This is a genomic window from Streptomyces glaucosporus (assembly GCF_039533345.1).
Classification (GTDB): Bacteria; Actinomycetota; Actinomycetes; order Streptomycetales; family Streptomycetaceae; genus Streptomyces; species Streptomyces glaucosporus.
The window spans coordinates 22,036-37,874 of record NZ_BAAATJ010000026.1; the positions used below are offsets into that span (position 1 = coordinate 22,036).

Annotated in this window: 6 protein-coding genes and 2 pseudogenes; 4 read left to right on the forward strand and 4 right to left on the reverse strand. The window is 70.8% G+C overall.

What is annotated here, in order from left to right:
• Positions 1-218: 218 nt before the first annotated feature.
• A complete protein-coding gene (locus ABD358_RS22810; RefSeq protein WP_344632988.1) occupies positions 219-1,982 on the forward strand; it encodes an AIPR family protein in 1,764 nt (587 codons plus the stop codon).
• A gap of 47 nt (positions 1,983-2,029) precedes the next feature.
• Here ABD358_RS22810 and ABD358_RS22815 read toward each other — a convergent pair whose 3' ends face one another.
• Entirely contained in the window at positions 2,030-3,919 is a 1,890-nt protein-coding gene (locus ABD358_RS22815; RefSeq protein ID WP_344632989.1) for a DNA/RNA helicase domain-containing protein, read from the reverse strand.
• 335 nt (positions 3,920-4,254) lie between these two features.
• Between ABD358_RS22815 and ABD358_RS22820 the strand changes: the two are divergent.
• A pseudogene (locus tag ABD358_RS22820) lies at positions 4,255-4,393 on the forward strand (DedA family protein); the annotation flags it as partial.
• A gap of 18 nt (positions 4,394-4,411) precedes the next feature.
• On the opposite strand, the gene ABD358_RS22825 reads toward ABD358_RS22820, so the two are convergent.
• The 3 genes and pseudogenes from ABD358_RS22825 to ABD358_RS22835 form a co-directional block, all read right to left on the reverse strand.
• Positions 4,412-4,756, reverse strand: a complete 345-nt coding sequence (locus ABD358_RS22825; protein WP_344633030.1) for a hypothetical protein — start codon at positions 4,754-4,756, stop codon at positions 4,412-4,414.
• A gap of 182 nt (positions 4,757-4,938) precedes the next feature.
• Positions 4,939-6,219, reverse strand: a complete 1,281-nt coding sequence (locus ABD358_RS22830) for a dienelactone hydrolase family protein (protein ID WP_425576399.1) — start codon at positions 6,217-6,219, stop codon at positions 4,939-4,941.
• A 225-nt stretch (positions 6,220-6,444) separates the two neighbouring features.
• Positions 6,445-8,005 (reverse strand): annotated as a pseudogene (locus tag ABD358_RS22835) (M4 family metallopeptidase).
• Between the two features lie 914 nt (positions 8,006-8,919).
• On the opposite strand from ABD358_RS22835, the gene ABD358_RS22840 reads away from it, so the two are divergent.
• Together ABD358_RS22840 and ABD358_RS22845 are read left to right on the forward strand one after the other, a co-directional pair.
• A complete protein-coding gene (locus ABD358_RS22840) occupies positions 8,920-15,057 on the forward strand; it encodes a DNRLRE domain-containing protein (RefSeq protein WP_425576400.1) in 6,138 nt (2,045 codons plus the stop codon).
• A 147-nt stretch (positions 15,058-15,204) separates the two neighbouring features.
• The gene (locus tag ABD358_RS22845) at positions 15,205-15,648 is read left to right on the forward strand and encodes a hypothetical protein (RefSeq protein WP_344632991.1); all 444 of its coding nucleotides are present in this window, start codon (positions 15,205-15,207) and stop codon (positions 15,646-15,648) included.
• Positions 15,649-15,839 lie beyond the last annotated feature (191 nt).

Genomic DNA, 15,839 nt, shown 5'->3' on the forward strand with positions numbered 1-15,839 from the left:
CCGAGGCGGGGACGGCCGGCCGGGACGCGGGTCTGCCCCGACGGCCGCTCCCACCTCGTGCCCGGAGCGGGGCATCCGGTACACCGGCGGGCAGGACGGTCCGGGCCGGATCCCGGGTGCAGCCGTCGGTCGATCGCGGCAGGGGCGTTCTGGCTTGAAGTATCCCTCCGCCTCCGCTCCACAACCTAAGCTGCCCTTCCGTTCTCAGCATGTGGACCATGGGGGTGGAGGACATGGGCGGCAACGACCTCGTCCTGACGGACCAGATCGTCGAAGACAGGCGCACCAAGAGCGACCCTCCCCTCCCCTTCGAGGTCGCCTTCGAGCATTTCGCCTGTGAGCAGGCGCTCCACGGCTACGGGCTCTCGGCGGAGGAGATCTCTGCGGGGGTGATCGGAGGCGGGGACGACGGCGGCATCGACGGTGTGTACGTCTTTCTGGGCAACCGACTGCTCCACGAGGACAGTGACGTCTTCCAGCCGTCCTTCTCCGTCAACTCCCTTGAGAACGGCGTGCAGCTCACCCTGTGGCTGGTACAGGCCAAGACCAGCAAGTCGTTCTCCGAGGCCGCGCTGGACAAGGTGGCGTCCTCGTGCAACCTGCTGCTGAAGCTGGATGCCGACGACGCGGACCTGGGCAAGCTGTACTGCGAAGACCTGCTCGCCCGGGTCGGGTTGTTCCGTAAGGCGCTGCTGCGCATCGCCGGGCGCATGCCCACCGTCAAAATCCGGTTCTCCTACGTCACCCGGGGCGACACGGAGGAAGTCCACCCCAAGGTGGTCGTCAAGGCACGCCACCTCGAGACGCAGTTCGCGCAGACCTTGGGCACGGCCTCGGGAGAGGTCGAGTTCCTCGGCCCGGCCGAACTGTGGAAGCGCGCCAGCGTCATCCCCTCGTACACCCTCGAGCTGCCTTACCAGGAGAGCATCACCCACGGCACCAGCCACATCGCCCTCATCGCGCTGGGCGACTACATCAGCTTCCTCAGTGAGGACGACGGCACGATCAAGTCGCACATCTTCGACTGGAACGTGCGCGACTACCAGGGGAACGTGGAGGTCAACCGGGAGATCGCCGCGTCCCTGCAGAACCCGGACGCACCCGAGTTCTGGTGGCTGAACAACGGCATCACGATCGTGTGCTCCGGGGCCAGCTCCATCGGCAAGCGGCTCAGCCTCTCCGACGTGCAGATCGTCAACGGCCTCCAGACCTCCTACACGATCCACGAGACGCTGCGCGAGAGGTACGCGGAGAATCCGGGCGATCCCGTTTTCCAGCGCCTGGTGCAGGTGCGCATACTCGTCACGGGCGACCAGGCCGCGCGCGACGCCGTGATCAGGGCGACCAACCGCCAGACGAGCGTGCCGGTCGCCTCGCTCCGGGCCACCGACGACATCCAGCGCCAGATCGAGACGTACTTCTTCGAGCACGACTGGTTCTACGACCGGCGGAAGAACTACTACCGGAACCAGGGCAAGCCCTTGGACCGCATCATCAGCATCCCGTTCCTCGCACAGACCGTGATGGCGATGGCGCTGGGGAGGCCCGACTACGCGCGAGCCCGCCCTTCCAGCCTGTTGAAGTCGGACTCCGACTACCAGCGCGTGTTCTCCAAGGCGACTCCGCTGCCCGTCTACCTGTGGCTGGCTGTCACCCAGCGCCAGGTGGACGGTTTCCTCCAGTCCTCCACCACGTCCCTGTCGAGTTCGGAGTTCACCAACCTCCGCTTCCACCTGTCGATGCTGGCCGCCACCGATCTCATGGGCAGGCCGTTCACCGGCGCGGGGCACCTGAAGAACTTCGCGCTCGAGGAGGTCTTCCCCGGTTCCGCACGCCTGTCGAAGCTTTTCGAAATCCTTCGCGAGGAATTCCTCCGGTACCAGCGTCAGCACGGCACGGGGCCGGACCAGACCGCGAAGAGCAACGACTTCGTCCAGCACCTCCTGGAACATTTCGGCTGGCAGCGCACCAGTTGGCGATAGGCGGGGCAGCCGGGTCCGCCCGCCTGACCGCCCGCTCCGGCAGGCGGTCAGGCGGAGACGGGAGCCGCCGCCCGCTCCGCCCCGACGAGTTCCCGCAGTTTCTCCCGGGTTTCCGGGTCCGTCGAATACACCACCGTGCCGACCATGCCGCGGGTCAGCAGCACCTTGTAGGTGTTGCGGATCAGGCGGTCCACGTCGGCGTCCGGCGTGGACTTCTTGAACACCGGGTCCTTGGAGGCCGTGCGGTCGGTGATCCACCGGTCGCCGCGCCAGACCAGATCCGGCCCGATGATGACGCCCGACCAGTCGTACTCGAAGCCCTGCGCGGTGTAGACGCAGCCGACCTGCCCGAAACCGGCCGGATCGGTGGCCCACAGCGCCGCCGGGGGCGCGCCCGAGACGGAACGGTCGCCGCGCAGGTTCCAGGGGCGGGCCCAGTCGCCGATCACCACGTCCGCCGGAAGCGGGTCGCCCGGCTTCGGCTCGGGCGACCACTTCCAGCAGTAGCCGGCGGAGATACGGGCGCCGTAGCCCCGGGCACGGCGCTCCTCCAGGAACGCTTCCATCTCCCGAGGGCTGTCGGCGACCAGGAGCTGCATCCGGTCGTCGGGCTCCCACACCACCGGACCGCCCGGCTCCAGACCGAGGAGCCGCACCACCCAGCGCAGGTAGGCGTCGCTGCCGCCGCAGCGGAACTGGCTGTCCAGCGGAACGACGTGGCAGGCGAGGCCCTTCGCCGCGGCAGCCGCCCTGATCTCGGCGACCGTCCCCATCTCACCGGGTCGCACCACCTGGTGCTCGTCGAGGAGGAAGACGGGGACCCGGGCGACGTCGATGAGTTCCTCGATCTGCGGTCTGCCCGTGCGGTGCGCGGCCGGGGTGTAGCGGTTGGCGGAGGTCTCGCGGATGCGGTGGGCCTCGTCGCAGATCAGGACGTCGAGGGAGTTCTTCTCGGCCGTCATGAAGCTGTTGAAGTACTTGAACAGGTCCTGCACCTCACGCTTCCGGGCACCCGCCACCTTGCGCATGGTCTTGGTGAACGACTGGGAGCCGGTGGCGTGCAGGGCCGGAACACCCTGCCGGTACAGCTCGCCGAGCAGGGAGAGCGCGATGACGCTCTTGCCCGTGCCGGGCCCGCCGGTGACGACCACGACCTCCTTGTGGTCGGACTGCTTGGCCCTGCGCACGGCGTTGAGCACCACGCGGTACGCGACCTGCTGTTCGTCGAGGAGGACGAACTGCTCGCGCTCGCGCACCTCCTGGGCGGCGACGGACATCAACTGCCTGGACGGGACCGTCTTGCCCGCGAGCAGCTCGTCGGCCGCGCGGGCACCCGGGTGCCCGCCGCTCAGTCTGGCCCGGAGGTAGTCGATGAACTCCCCCCGGCTCCCGGCGGTGTAGAGCTGTCCCCGGTCGTCGGTCTCGATCTCGCGCAGGCCCCCGACTCCGAACTCGGTGGCGTTGTGGAGGTAGGCGACGCCGCTGACGCGCTCCGGGTGCTCCGCGACCGCTCCGTTGAAGTTGATGACGTACTCGCAGTAGCGGCGGACCTGTTCGACGGGGTTGAGAACGGGCCGGGCGTACGCGTCGACGTGGCACAGCGTCGGGTCGTCCTCGTCCGGCGTGGCCTGGCTCCACTGCTTCAACTCGACCACGACGTACGACGGCTCCCCGGTGGCCGGGTGCACTCCGGCGAGCACGGCGTCGACGCGCTTGCTGTTCAGCGGCAGCGCGTACTCCAGGATGACCTCCACACCGCCGAGCCCCGCGTCGTTGAGCGCCGCGGCCAGCACCGGGATGCTCCGTTCCCAGGAGCGTGCCTCGGAGGGCCCCGGCCGGTGACCGTGCATGTGGACGAACTGCTCGGTGAGACGCAGGAAGAGCGAGCCGTCAAGCGCCATGACGGCGACCGTCTCGGCGGACGCGCGGAACAGCAAGGAATGCCCCCAGGCAGCACGGAAGAACTCGTGCGGGTGGGGGCATGTCCTTCAGAACTCCACCGGGGTGGAGCGGAAGCCCGTCGGGCCGCGATGACGATGTGATCAGGGTACTCGTGTGGCGGAACACGGTGAGGCTTTCCGGCAGGCTTCGGGACCGGTGCCTCACGGCCGTGCCCGTCCCCGGACGCGGTGCGGTTCCCCGCCGGCTGGGGCACGGGAAACCGTACCGGGCCGGGCGGCAATCCCCGTACCGCCGCCGGCCTGCGGTTTCTGGCGTGAAGGGGCGCCGGGGCGTCCGCCCCGGACGACCGAACCGCCGTTTGGAGATCCCCATGCGCCTCACCTCCCCGGCCCTGCCGCAGGAACCCGCGGACGGCATCGCGGGCTGGGCCGCCGACCTCGTCGACACCCTGGGCGGCCCCGGGGCCGGTCCGGCCATCGCGCTGGAGAACCTCGCCCCTCCCCGCCCGGCGGGCGGGGAGGGGCGGATCAGCGGCGGCGTCCGAGGCCCGGCAGCCCTCCGGAGACGGTCCGCACGCTGGTGCCGCGCTCCGTGATGTCGCGGAGTTCCGCCCGGAACTCCGCGGCCCCGCGGTCGTCGCCGTACCAGGGTGTGTGGTCCGGCCGCGGGGGCGCGGGGTTCGGGCGCTTTCCGCCGCGTGGGGCCTTGGAGGCGGCGGTCCGCCGGACCGTCACCGGCTGCTCCCGGCGGCGCTTGCCCTCCGTCCCCCCGGAGCCGCTCCTCTTCCTGCCCTGCCCGCCGTTCCCGCGGGGAGAGCAGGCGCACCCCATGCCGACGAGGAGGTCGCACCGCTTGCACCTGGTTTCGCTCATCCGGACACCCGCCCCTGAGAGACCCCTTGGGCCGGCCTCGCGCCGACCATCATCAGCCTACGCGAAAGTTCACGGCATTCAAGAGCGTTGACTGTGTTTCCATCCGGGTCCTGATGCGGAGGGCGTCACACACGGCGCGGACGTGTTCCGTTCGCGGGCCGTGCCGTGCCGCGCCGGGGAGTTCAGCGGCGGGCGCGGGCCACCCACGCATCCAGCCAGGCGAACGCCTCGTCCTGCATCTCGCGGGCGAAGACGTGCCCCAGCTCCGGCCAGACCTCCGTCCGGAGCCGGTCGTCCGCCCGCCGGGAGCGCCAGACGGCCCGCAGCTTCCGGTACGCCGTCTCCACCCCTTCGGCGGTGAACAGCGTGTCCCGGCCGCCGTTGAAGAACAGCATCGGCTTGGGCGCGGCGATGCTCGCCACGTCGGGGATGTCCAGGTGGCGGGAGAGGCCGGGGTGGAGCATCCAGTAGGCGGACTGGCCGCGCAGGGTGTTGCCGCCCGGCGCCATCAGCTCCTTCAGGCCGGTCATCCAGCAGACGGAGACCGCCGCGCGGACGTGGTCCGACAGCGCCGCCACCTGCCACGCCCGCCAGGCCCCCATGGAGAAGCCCAGCGCCGCGACCCGCTCGCCGTCCACCTCGGGCAGGGACGCGAGGAAGGCCGCCGCGCGCTGGTCCTCCCGCGCCATGAGCCCGGCCGGCGACGAGCCGAGGTGGAACAGGTTGCCCGCCAGGGCCTGCTGGCCCTCGTAGGCGAGTCCGGAGCGGTCGCCCCAGCCCAGGGCGTCGACGGCGAGCACCGCGTAGCCGCGCCGGGCGAGTTCGTCGCCGACGAAGCGCCCGTCGAAGCACCTGTCCGCCCAGGCCCGCGCCGAGGACAGTCTCGCCTCGTCGTACCAGGGCCGGATGAGCTTCTCCTTGCCGATGTCGAACTTCGAGCCGTGGTCGTGCAGCAGGAGGACCGCCGGGAACGGGCCCCTGCCCTCCGGCAGGAGGACCGTCGCCCGGACCCGGCTGAAACGTGTCGCGTTGAAGTGGACGATCCGACGGCGGCAGCCCTCCCCCGTCCGCTCGTCGGCGGTCTCCGCGTCGAACGGGGAGTCGTCCGCCGGGTGGAGGAGGTGCTCCTCGACGGTGGCGCGGGCCTTCCGGCGCCAGGCGCGGAAGTCCTGGACCGGGGACGTGCCCCAGGCGAGCGGGAAGGTCAGCTCCTCCTTGAGCCGCTCGTGGAAGGCCGGGAGGTTGCCGTCCAGCACGGCCGGGGACTCGAGGGCGGGGGACTCAAGGGTGGGGGACTCAAGGGTGGGGGACTCAAGGGCGGGGGACTCAAGGGTGGGGGACTCGAAGGCCGGGGGCTCGGGGGCGGTGCCGGGCGGCGGGGGTTCCGCCGCGGCGGCTCCGGCGGGCCGCAGGTGTGCCGCCGTCAGGGCCGCCGTCAGGGCCGCGAAGGCCCGCCTGCCCATGTGCGTCATCGGTTGCGCCCTTCCGCCGAGGCACCGCCGGCGACTGAAACGAATCAACGGCGGATCACCGCGGAACCTAACGAGGGAGCGCCGCCCGCACAAGAGTGCCGTGGCGCCCCGGCCGCCCCGGGCGGGAGGGAGGACGGGCGGCCCGGACGTACGGGCGGAGGGCCGCGCCGTCCGGACGACGGCGCGGCCCTCCTGGTGTTTCCCCGTGTGCTGCCCCTACTTGACGTTGACCGCCGCCCAGGCCGCGTTCACGGCCTGGTACTCGGCGCTGCCGCTGCCGTACAGGTCGGCCGCGGCCGACAGGGTGGCGGTGCGGGCGCCCGCGTACTTGGTGGTGGAGGTCATGTAGACGGTCAGGGCCCGGTACCAGATCTTCTCGGCCTTGGCGCGGCCGATGCCCGAGACGGCCTTGCCGTCGTAGGTCGGCGAGTTGTAGCTGACGCCGTTGATGGTCTTGGCGCCGCTCCCCTCGCTGAGCAGGTAGAAGAAGTGGTTGGCCGGCCCGGAGGAGTGGTGGACGTCCGCGCTGCCCAGGCTGGAGGACCAGTAGTCCTTGGAGCTGCCGTCCTTGCTGGGCTTGTCCATGTAGCGCAGCGGGGTGCCGTTGCCGCGGATGTCGATCTTCTCGCCGACCAGGTAGTCGCCGACGTCCGTGCCGTTGGCGGCCCGGAACTCCACGGCGGCGGCGAAGATGTCGGAGGTCGCCTCGTTCAGTCCGCCGGACTCCCCGCTGTACCAGCCGGGCGGTGTTGGAGGTGACGCCGTGGGTCATCTCGTGGGCGGCCACGTCGATGGACGTCAGCGGCTTGGCGTTGCCCGCGCCGTCGCCGTAGGTCATGCAGAAGCAGGAGTCGGACCAGAAGGCGTTGACGTAGGCGTTGCCGTAGTGGACGCGGGTGTAGGCGGCACGGCCGTCGTTGCGGATGCCGTTGCGGCCGTGGACGCTCTTGTAGTAGTCCCAGGTCAGGGCCGCGCCGTAGTGGGCGTCCACGGCGGCCGTCTGGCGGTTGGAGGGCAGGCCGTTGCCCCAGGCGTCGTCGGCGTCGGTGAACAGCGTGCCGGTGCCGGAGGTGGCGCCCTTCAGGTCGTAGGTCTTGTGGCTGCCGCGGGCGGTGTCGGTCAGGGTGTACGAGGCGCCCGAGCCGCTGGTGCCCAGGGTGACCCGGCCGCTGTACATCCCGGTGCCGGTGCCGGTGTGGACGCCCTCCCACTCGGCGAGCTTCTTCCCGGTGGCGGCGTCGGTGACGACGTGGAGCTCGCTGGGGGTGCCGTCCTCCTGGACGCCGGTCACCAGGGTCTCCCAGGCGAGGACCGGCTTGCCGTCGGCCGCCCAGACCACCTTGCGGGGGGCGTTCTCGGCCTCGGCCCCGGCGGTGTCCTGCGCGGTGGCGGCCTTCAGGGCGGACTTCTCGGCCGCCGTGGCGGACACCTCGGCGGTGGTGCTCGCCACCTTGATGCGGGCCGAGGTGGCCTTGGTGACGCCGCGGGCGCCGTCCTTCTTCTCGTGGACGACCAGGTCGCCGCCGAGGACGGGCAGGCCGTCGTAGGTGCGCTCGTAGCGGGTGTGGACGGTGCCGTCGGCGTCCTTGACGACGTCGCGGGCGACGAGCTTCTCCTTGGCGCCCAGGCCGAGCTCACGGGCCTGGGCGCCTGCCTCGGCCTGGGCGGCCTTGATCGCCGACGCTCTCTGGGCAGGGGTCAGCTCGACCGCGACGGCGCCGGGCTCCGGCGCGGGCCGGGCGCCGGCCGGTCCGGCCTGCAGCCCGGTGAACACCATGGCGGCCAGGGCCACGGGTATCGCGACGCGCAGGGTGGTCTTCCGGGGGGTGGGGGGAGGTGTCACTCGGTCTCCTCGGTGCGGGACCGCGGGGGGCGGTCCGTTCGTGGGGGCGCGGCGTCCATGGCCGGGTCGGGGCCGGTCGGGGAACCGGGTCGGGGGCAGGCCGGAGCACGCGGAATCGATCGCGTTTTCGAAGCGCGGTGACTCGTCCGAGAGAGTGTCACCTTCGGGGCGTGAGCGACAGGTTCCTGTGCCTGTTATTGGCAGGCACTTGACAAGGTCTTTGCAATGAGCGGTCATCAGAAACCGATATCCGGCGCCTCAAAAGGGTGCGTTCCACCCCTGGACACACCGGTCCGCCGAGCGCCCGGGGCAGGGGGCGAAGAAACCCACCGGCCGCCCCGAAACGGTCGACGCGCCGGGAGGCAAACAGGGCGGCGCGCGGCGGACGAGGCGGGGCGGACGCGGCCGACCGTACCGGCAAGGGCGGACGTTCATCCCAAGCCGCCGGGATACCCCGGCCCCCGACTGGAACGCGAACGCCCTCGAAGGAGGAGAAGCAGGGACCGGGGCATCCTTCCGTCTGCATGAACCCGGATCTCGGGGCCGGCCGCCGGGGGCGCAGGCGTCCGGACGTGCCCCCTTACAGCCGGAAGGACCGCTTCACCACTCCTCCACATGTGGCACACATCACCTTCACGCAAAGTTACCGGCAGGTTGCTTACGGTGGATAAATCCCCCTTTCACGCCTTTGCTCACCGGATATCTTTCACGGCGTCAGTTTTCATTCACAGCAGACAGGAACTGCTTTGACAGGCATAGGAGATATGCACCTCTCTGAGCGGAGAGGGAGCATATGGGGGTTGGAGAGCAGGAGTCTGCGGTGGACCGCGGGCGGCCTGGCATTCCTCATGGCCGCCACCCTCACCGAGGGTGCGATGGCGGCTCAGCCGTCCCGCCCGGCGGAGAAGACCCCGAAGCCCGCGGTGACGGCCGCGGCCGACATTCCGTCCGCGAAGGTGGCGGCACGGCTGTCGGGCAAGCGGATCGAGGCGCTCAGCGAGCGCACCGAGACCTCGACGACATGGGTGAACAAGGACGGCAGCCTGACGACCGAGTTGTCGGCCGGCCCGGTCCGCTTCCAGCGGGACGGCGAGTGGGTGGACGTCGACGTCGACCTGGTCCGGCAGCCGGACGGCTCGGTCGAAGCCGCCGCGCACCCGAGTGGGCTGACGCTCGCGGGCAGGGGCGGTGCGCTGCCGAAGTCCCTGGCCGCGGCGGAGAGGGCCCCCGCCCGCGACCTGGTGACCCTGGGCGAGGGCAAGGAGCAGATCACCCTGCGCTGGAAGGGCGGCCTGCCCGCCCCGAAGCTGGACGGCAACCGCGCGACCTACGTCAACGCCGTCCCCGGCGCGGACGTGGTCGTGGAGGCGACCCGCACCGGCTTCGAGCAGTTCGTCGAGATCAAGGAACGGCCCGCGGCGAAGGAGTACTCCTACACCCTGCCGCTGGAGACCGACGGGCTGAAGGTCAGGCAGCTCAAGGACGGCAGCCTGCTGTTCACCGACAGCAAGTCGGGCAGGAAGAAGCGGGCGGTGATGCCCGCGCCGGTGATGTGGGACGCCAGTACCGACAAGCGCTCGGGCGAGCACACCCACCGCGCCGAGGTCGACTGGAAGGTGGTGGAGAACGGCGACGGCGTGGACCTGGTCATCACCCCGGACGCCGACTTCCTCTCCGATCCCGGGACGACGTACCCGGTGACGGTGGACCCCTCCACCTCCTCGCTGTCCAACGTCTTCGACACCTACGTCCAGCAGGGCGAGACGGTGGACAGGTCCACCGACGTCGAACTGGACTTCGGCAACCCGGGCACGAAGAACGCCGACGGCACCCCGCGCACCGCGCAGTCCTTCATCACCTGGAACACCACACCCGTGCAGGACGCGCTGGTCTCCAGCGCCAGGCTGTCGCTGTGGAACTTCCACTCCGGCAACAACGCCGACTGCAAGGCCCAGCCGTGGGAGGTGTGGTCCTCAGCAGCGGCCTCGACCTCCAGCCGGTGGGCCAACCGGCCCACCATGACGGCGAAGAAGGCCACCTCCACCGAGACCCGCGGCAACGCCTCGTGCACCACCCAGCCCGACGGGTGGATCAACGCCGACGTCACCTCGCTGGTGCAGGAGTGGGCCTCGGCCAAGGCCACCCGCGGCCACATGGGCGTCCGCGCCTCCGACGAGGGCTCGGTGGCGCAGTGGAAGCGGGTCAACTCCGCCAACGCCGCGTCCAACCCGCCCAAGCTGGTGGTGACCTACAACCACCGGCCGCGCACCGGCACCAGGCAGGAGGCCGGTCCGCCGTACTTCTCCTACAGCGGCGCCTACATGGTCAACACCACCACGCCGACGCTGCGGGACACCTTCGTCGACCCCGACGGCGACAAGGTCAACGGCACCTTCCAGATCTACGACAGCGCGACCAACACCCAGGTCGGCGACGTGATCGTCTCCAAGTACGTGCCCAGCGGCCAGGCGGCCTCGGTCACCGTTCCCGCCGGGGTGCTGAGCAACGGGAAGACCTACAGGTTCCGCACCAGCCCGTACGACGGGACGCACTACAACACCGGCTGGTCGGCGTGGAAGACCTTCACCGTCGACACCACCAACCCCTCCGCGCCCTCGAAGATCACCTCCACCGACTACCCGTCGGACAAGTGGGTCAAGGGAGCGGGCCAGGCCGGCACCTTCACCGTCACCCCCAACGGCGGTGACCACAACTGGCTGGAGTGGACGCTGGACGGCGTGACCTGGACCAAGGTCGCCACCGGAGGCTCCACCGCCGCCAGGAACATCTCGATCGCCCCGCCCAGGAACGGCACCCACACCCTGCAGGTGCGGGCCGTCGACAAGGCCGACAACAAGTCCGAGGCCGCCGAGTACACCTTCCACGCCGGGTCCGGCGGCTTCCTCCAGCCCTCCGACGGCGAGCGCACCGCCCGCCGTCTGCCGCTGGTCGCCGAGGCCGACGGAGCCAGGTACGACAAGGTGTCCTTCTCCTGGCGCCGTTCCGAGGCCGACCCGTGGGTGAAGATCCCCGCCGGGGACGTCACCTCCGGCGGCGACCCGGTCTCCGCGTGGCCCGTCCCGCTGACGGACGGCAGGAACGCAGCTCTGGTGTGGAACGCCACCGACACCGTCGACCCCGACGGTTCGGTGCAGATCAAGGCCGACTTCACCGGCCCGGACTCGGCGTCCACCAGCACCGAACCGCTGGCCGTGGTCGTGGACCGCAACGCCGACGGCGCCGCCGCCGACGAGGTCGGCCCCGGCTCGGTGAACCTGCTGACCGGCGACTACACGCTGTCGGAGACCGACGCGTCGTTCTTCGGCATGACCGTGACGCGCACCGCCTCCTCCCGTACGCCCGACAAGGGAGCCCGGCAGGAGGGCCAGGCCCCGATCTTCGGCAAGGAGTGGGTGGCCGGCACGGTCGCGGAGCTGACCGAGTCCGACTACAGCCACATCCGCAAGGTCTCCGACACCGCGGTGGACGTGGTGATGGCCGAGGGCGACGCGATCCACTTCACCGCCAACGCCGCGAAGACCGGCTGGATCCCCGAACCCGGCGCGGAGGACCTCACGCTCAAGGGCGGCGTGACCGGCTCGTTCACCCTCACCGACACCGAGGGCACGGTCACCGCGTTCACCAAGCCGGGACCGGCCGCCGCCACATGGCAGGTCTCCAGCACCCTGCTGGACGGCCTGACCAACTCCACCACCAAGGTCGTCTCGGAGACGGTCACCGTGGACGGCAGGACGCTGGCCCGCCCCAAGCGGATCATCGCGCCGACCTCCGCGGCGACCGCCGCCACGTGTGAGGCCACCCCGTCCACCAAGGGCTGCCGGGTGCTGGAGTTCGTCTACGCCACCACCACGACCGCCACCGGCACCCAGAGCGACGCGGACTTCGGCGACTACGCCGGACAGGTGAAGCAGCTGCGGCTGTGGGCCACCGAACCGGGTGCCTCGTCGGCGACCGCCACGGCGGTGGCCGTCTACCGCTACGACTCCGAGGGCCGCCTACGGCAGAACTGGGACCCGAGGACCGGCCAGCAGGCCGAGACCCAGTACGCCTACCACGAGGGCCGGGTCACCTGGATGGAGCCTCCCGGCGAGCTGCCCTACACCTTCACCTACGGCAATGCCGGCAGCGGCACCGCCTCCGGCGAGGGCATGCTGCTGAAGGTCTCCCGCCCGGCGCTGAAGCAGGGCACGGTCGGCACGGTCGAAGGCGAGGCGGTCACCCGCGTCGTCTACGGCGTCCCGCTGTCCGGAACCAAGGCCCCCTACGCCATGGGCGCCAACGACGTGGCCGGCTGGGGCCAGCTGGACGCCCCCTCGGACGCGACCGCGGTCTTCCCCGCGGACGCCGCCCCCGCCTCGCACTCCGGCGCGGACCTCGCCCCGGGGGACTACGGCCGGGCCACGGTGCACTACCTGAACGCCTCCGGGCGCGAGGTGAACACCGCCCAGCCGGGCAAGCACGTCTCCACCACCGAGTACGACCGGTTCGGCAACACCGTCCGCGAACTGAGCGCCTCCAACCGGGCCCTGGCCCTGGGCGCCACGGTGGAGCACCGGGCCGCGCTGACGGACCTGGGCATCGTCGCCCGCACTCCGGCCGAGCGCGCCCACCTGCTGTCGACCACCTCGCTGTACAACGAGACCGGCACCCGTGAGCTGGAGGAGTTCGGGCCGATCCGCCGCGTGGAACTGACCGAGGACCTCAAGGATGGCACCACCACCCTGGTGGAGGCCGGCACCTCGGTGCCCGCGCGGTCCTGGACGGTCAAGGAGTACGACGAGGGCCGCCCCACGGACGGCACCGCCAGCGTCAAGGACCAGGTCACCCTGGAGATCACCGGCGCACGGGTCCGCGACTACTACTCGGCCATGGGCGAGAAGCGCGTCACCGCGACCCGGTACGACTGGGCGAAGGGCCTTCCCACGCTCACCGTCCAGGACTCCGGCGGACTGAACCTGACCACCACCACCGGCTACGACGCCCAGGGGCGCGTCACCTCCCAGGTGCTGCCCGGCGGCACCGGTGACGACGCCGCGACCCGGATCACCGAGTACTGGTCCGCCGACGGCACCGGCTGGTGCAAGGGCCGTCCCGAGTGGGCCGACCAGGTGTGCTGGACCGGACCCGCGGGCGACATCACCGGCGGCGGGTCCAACCCGGCCGAGCTGCCCGACAGCACCACCGAGTACGGCTACTACGGCCAGGTCACCGAGGTCACGGACACCGCCAACGGCGCCACCCGCACCACCACCACGTCGTACGACGACGCCGGCCGTCCCACCACGGTGAAGGTGACCGGTCCCGGTCAGGCCGTCCCGGAGACCACCACCGAGTACGACCCGGCCACCGGGCGGGTGACCGAGGTCGGTTCCCCGACGGCGGGCACCATCACCAAGGCCTACGACAAGCTCGGCCGTCTGATCTCCTACACCGACGCCGACGGAGGGAAGACCACCACCGAGTACGACCTGCTCGACCGTCCGGTCAAGACCACCGACACCGTCCCCTCGACGGTGACCTACACCTACGACCACACCGCCGAACCGCGCGGCCTGGTGACGAAGACCAGCGACTCCGTCGCCGGCGCCTTCTCCGCCACCTACGACGCCGACGGCTCCGTGGCCACCGAGAAGCTGCCCGGCGGCTACACCCTGACCGTCACCGAGGACACCGCCGGCGCCCCCGTGTCCCGGGTGTACACCCGCGACAGCGACGGCACGACCGTCTACACCGACACCGTCACCGAGTCCGTCCACGGCCAGGTCACCGGCCACCAGGGCTGGTCCGCCCAGAAGTACGGCTACGACAGGGCCGGACGCCTGACCACGGTCGACGACACCGTCGGCGAGGTCTGCACCCGGCGCGTCTACGGCTTCGACAAGCGCACCAACCGCAAGACCCTGACCACCTCCGCCGCCGAGCCCGGCAGCGCCTGCACCTCCACCGGAGGCACCACCACCGAGCACACCTACGACAGCGCCGACCGGATCGTCGACTCCGGCTACGCCTACGACGCGTTCGGCCGCACCACCGCCGCACCCGGCAACGGCACCATCTCCTACTACGCCAACGACCTGGTCCACAGGCAGACCACGGACGGCAAGCGCCAGACCTGGCAGCTCGACCCCGCCCTGCGGTTCCGCTCCTGGACGGTCGAGACCGGCAGCGGCGACACCTGGACGCAGACCGCGTCCAGGCGCAACCACTACGACGGCGACGGCGACAATCCCCGCTGGATCGTGGAGGACACCGCCACCGGAGCGCTGACCCGCAACGTCGAATCCGCCTCCGGCGACCTCGCCGCCACCACGGGCAAAACCGGCGACACCGTCCTCCAGCTCAGCACCATCCACGGCGACATCGCCCTCCAGCTCCCGCTGGACGCCGGGCAGGCCCCCGTCGCCCTGGACAGCGACGAGTACGGCAACCCCCGCCAGGGGCAGCCGGCCACTCGCTACAACTGGCTGGGCGCCAAGCAGCGCTCCACCGAGACCCTCACCGGCCTCACCCTCATGGGAGTGCGTCTGTACAACCCCGCCAGCGGTCGGTTCCTGTCCATGGACCCGGTCTACGGCGGCAACGCCAACGCCTACGAGTACACGTTCGCCGATCCGCTGAACAAGTACGACCTCGACGGCCGGTGGGCCTGGGTGGCACGAGCGGGCCAGTGGTGCTGGAAGTCGTGCAGGAAGATCGTCCCCGCCGCCAGGAAGGCCTGGCGCGGCGCCAAGAGCGTGGTGAGGAACACCCGGGTCTCGTGCCGCCGCTTCCCCAGAGCCGGTGGTTTCGGCTGCGACCTGCGCTGGAAGGGACAGCGCAAGTTCGGGCTTCACTACCATCGTCTGCCCGGCGGGAGGCACAAGGTGCCCCACTACCACCGGCGGCCCGGGATCGGCCGGCACCGCCCGTGGGACCGCCCAAGGGACAGCAGGGGCAGGTACCTGCCCTGGTGGAAGAGGTTCTGACGCTGCTCCCGCAGCAGTGTTGATGCCGCTTCTCCGCTGGGAGAGACCCCGCCGGGGGCGCGCCGGTTCACCGGGCGCGCCCCCGGCGGCACTCGATGCGCACACACAGAATCACCACGTCGGATATTGGAGTGAGAAGCCGTGTCCTTGCGACCGAAGTTCCCCTTGCTGTTCACGGACGAGGAGGGGGTGACCAGTGCACTGCCGGATGTCGGCGACATCGGGGTGGCGCTGGAGTTCGTCGACGACTTCGATCCCCCGTACGCGTGCCGTGACGCGGACGGACGTCCCGTCAGGGTGATCGTGTGGGACCTGGAGGTGCTCGCCCTCCAGGTGGTCCCGGAGGATTTCGACGCGGACGGAACCGAGATCAGGGAGCTTCGCCGAACCGATGGCACGAGGGTCCTGACGGAGTACTTCCGGGGTGAGCCCTTGCGTTCGGTCGTGGTGACCCCGGAAGGAAGGAGGACCGCGGAACCCGGAACCTGGGAGGGAACCGTGGAGACCCTCGCCCGCGCGGGAGAGGAACTCCGCATGAGGCGTGAGGAATTCAACTCGCTGTGGATGAGGGCGAGGGGGGTGAAGAGGTGATCCCCCTCGGGGTGCGGGGCCGTCCGAGGGCTTCGACGGCGCCCGGCGGGGCCGCCCCCGCCTGAACCCGCCCTCGCCGGGACGCCGAGGGCGGCCATGAACCTGCCGGCGCCGCCCGGCGGGGTCGTGTGGGGGTCCCGGGGGTTTTTGGACCTCGCGGTTCCGGGCCGCCGGTCCCTTCGTCACCGCGC

Coding starts and splice junctions, on each gene's coding strand:
- ABD358_RS22810 (WP_344632988.1), top strand. CDS start 219: ATGGGGGTGGAGGACATGGGCGGCAACGACCTCGTCCTGACGGACCAG.
- ABD358_RS22825 (WP_344633030.1), bottom strand. CDS start 4,756: ATGAGCGAAACCAGGTGCAAGCGGTGCGACCTCCTCGTCGGCATGGGG.
- ABD358_RS22830 (WP_425576399.1), bottom strand. CDS start 6,219: ATGGGCAGGCGGGCCTTCGCGGCCCTGACGGCGGCCCTGACGGCGGCA.
- ABD358_RS22840 (WP_425576400.1), top strand. CDS start 8,920: ATGGCCGCCACCCTCACCGAGGGTGCGATGGCGGCTCAGCCGTCCCGC.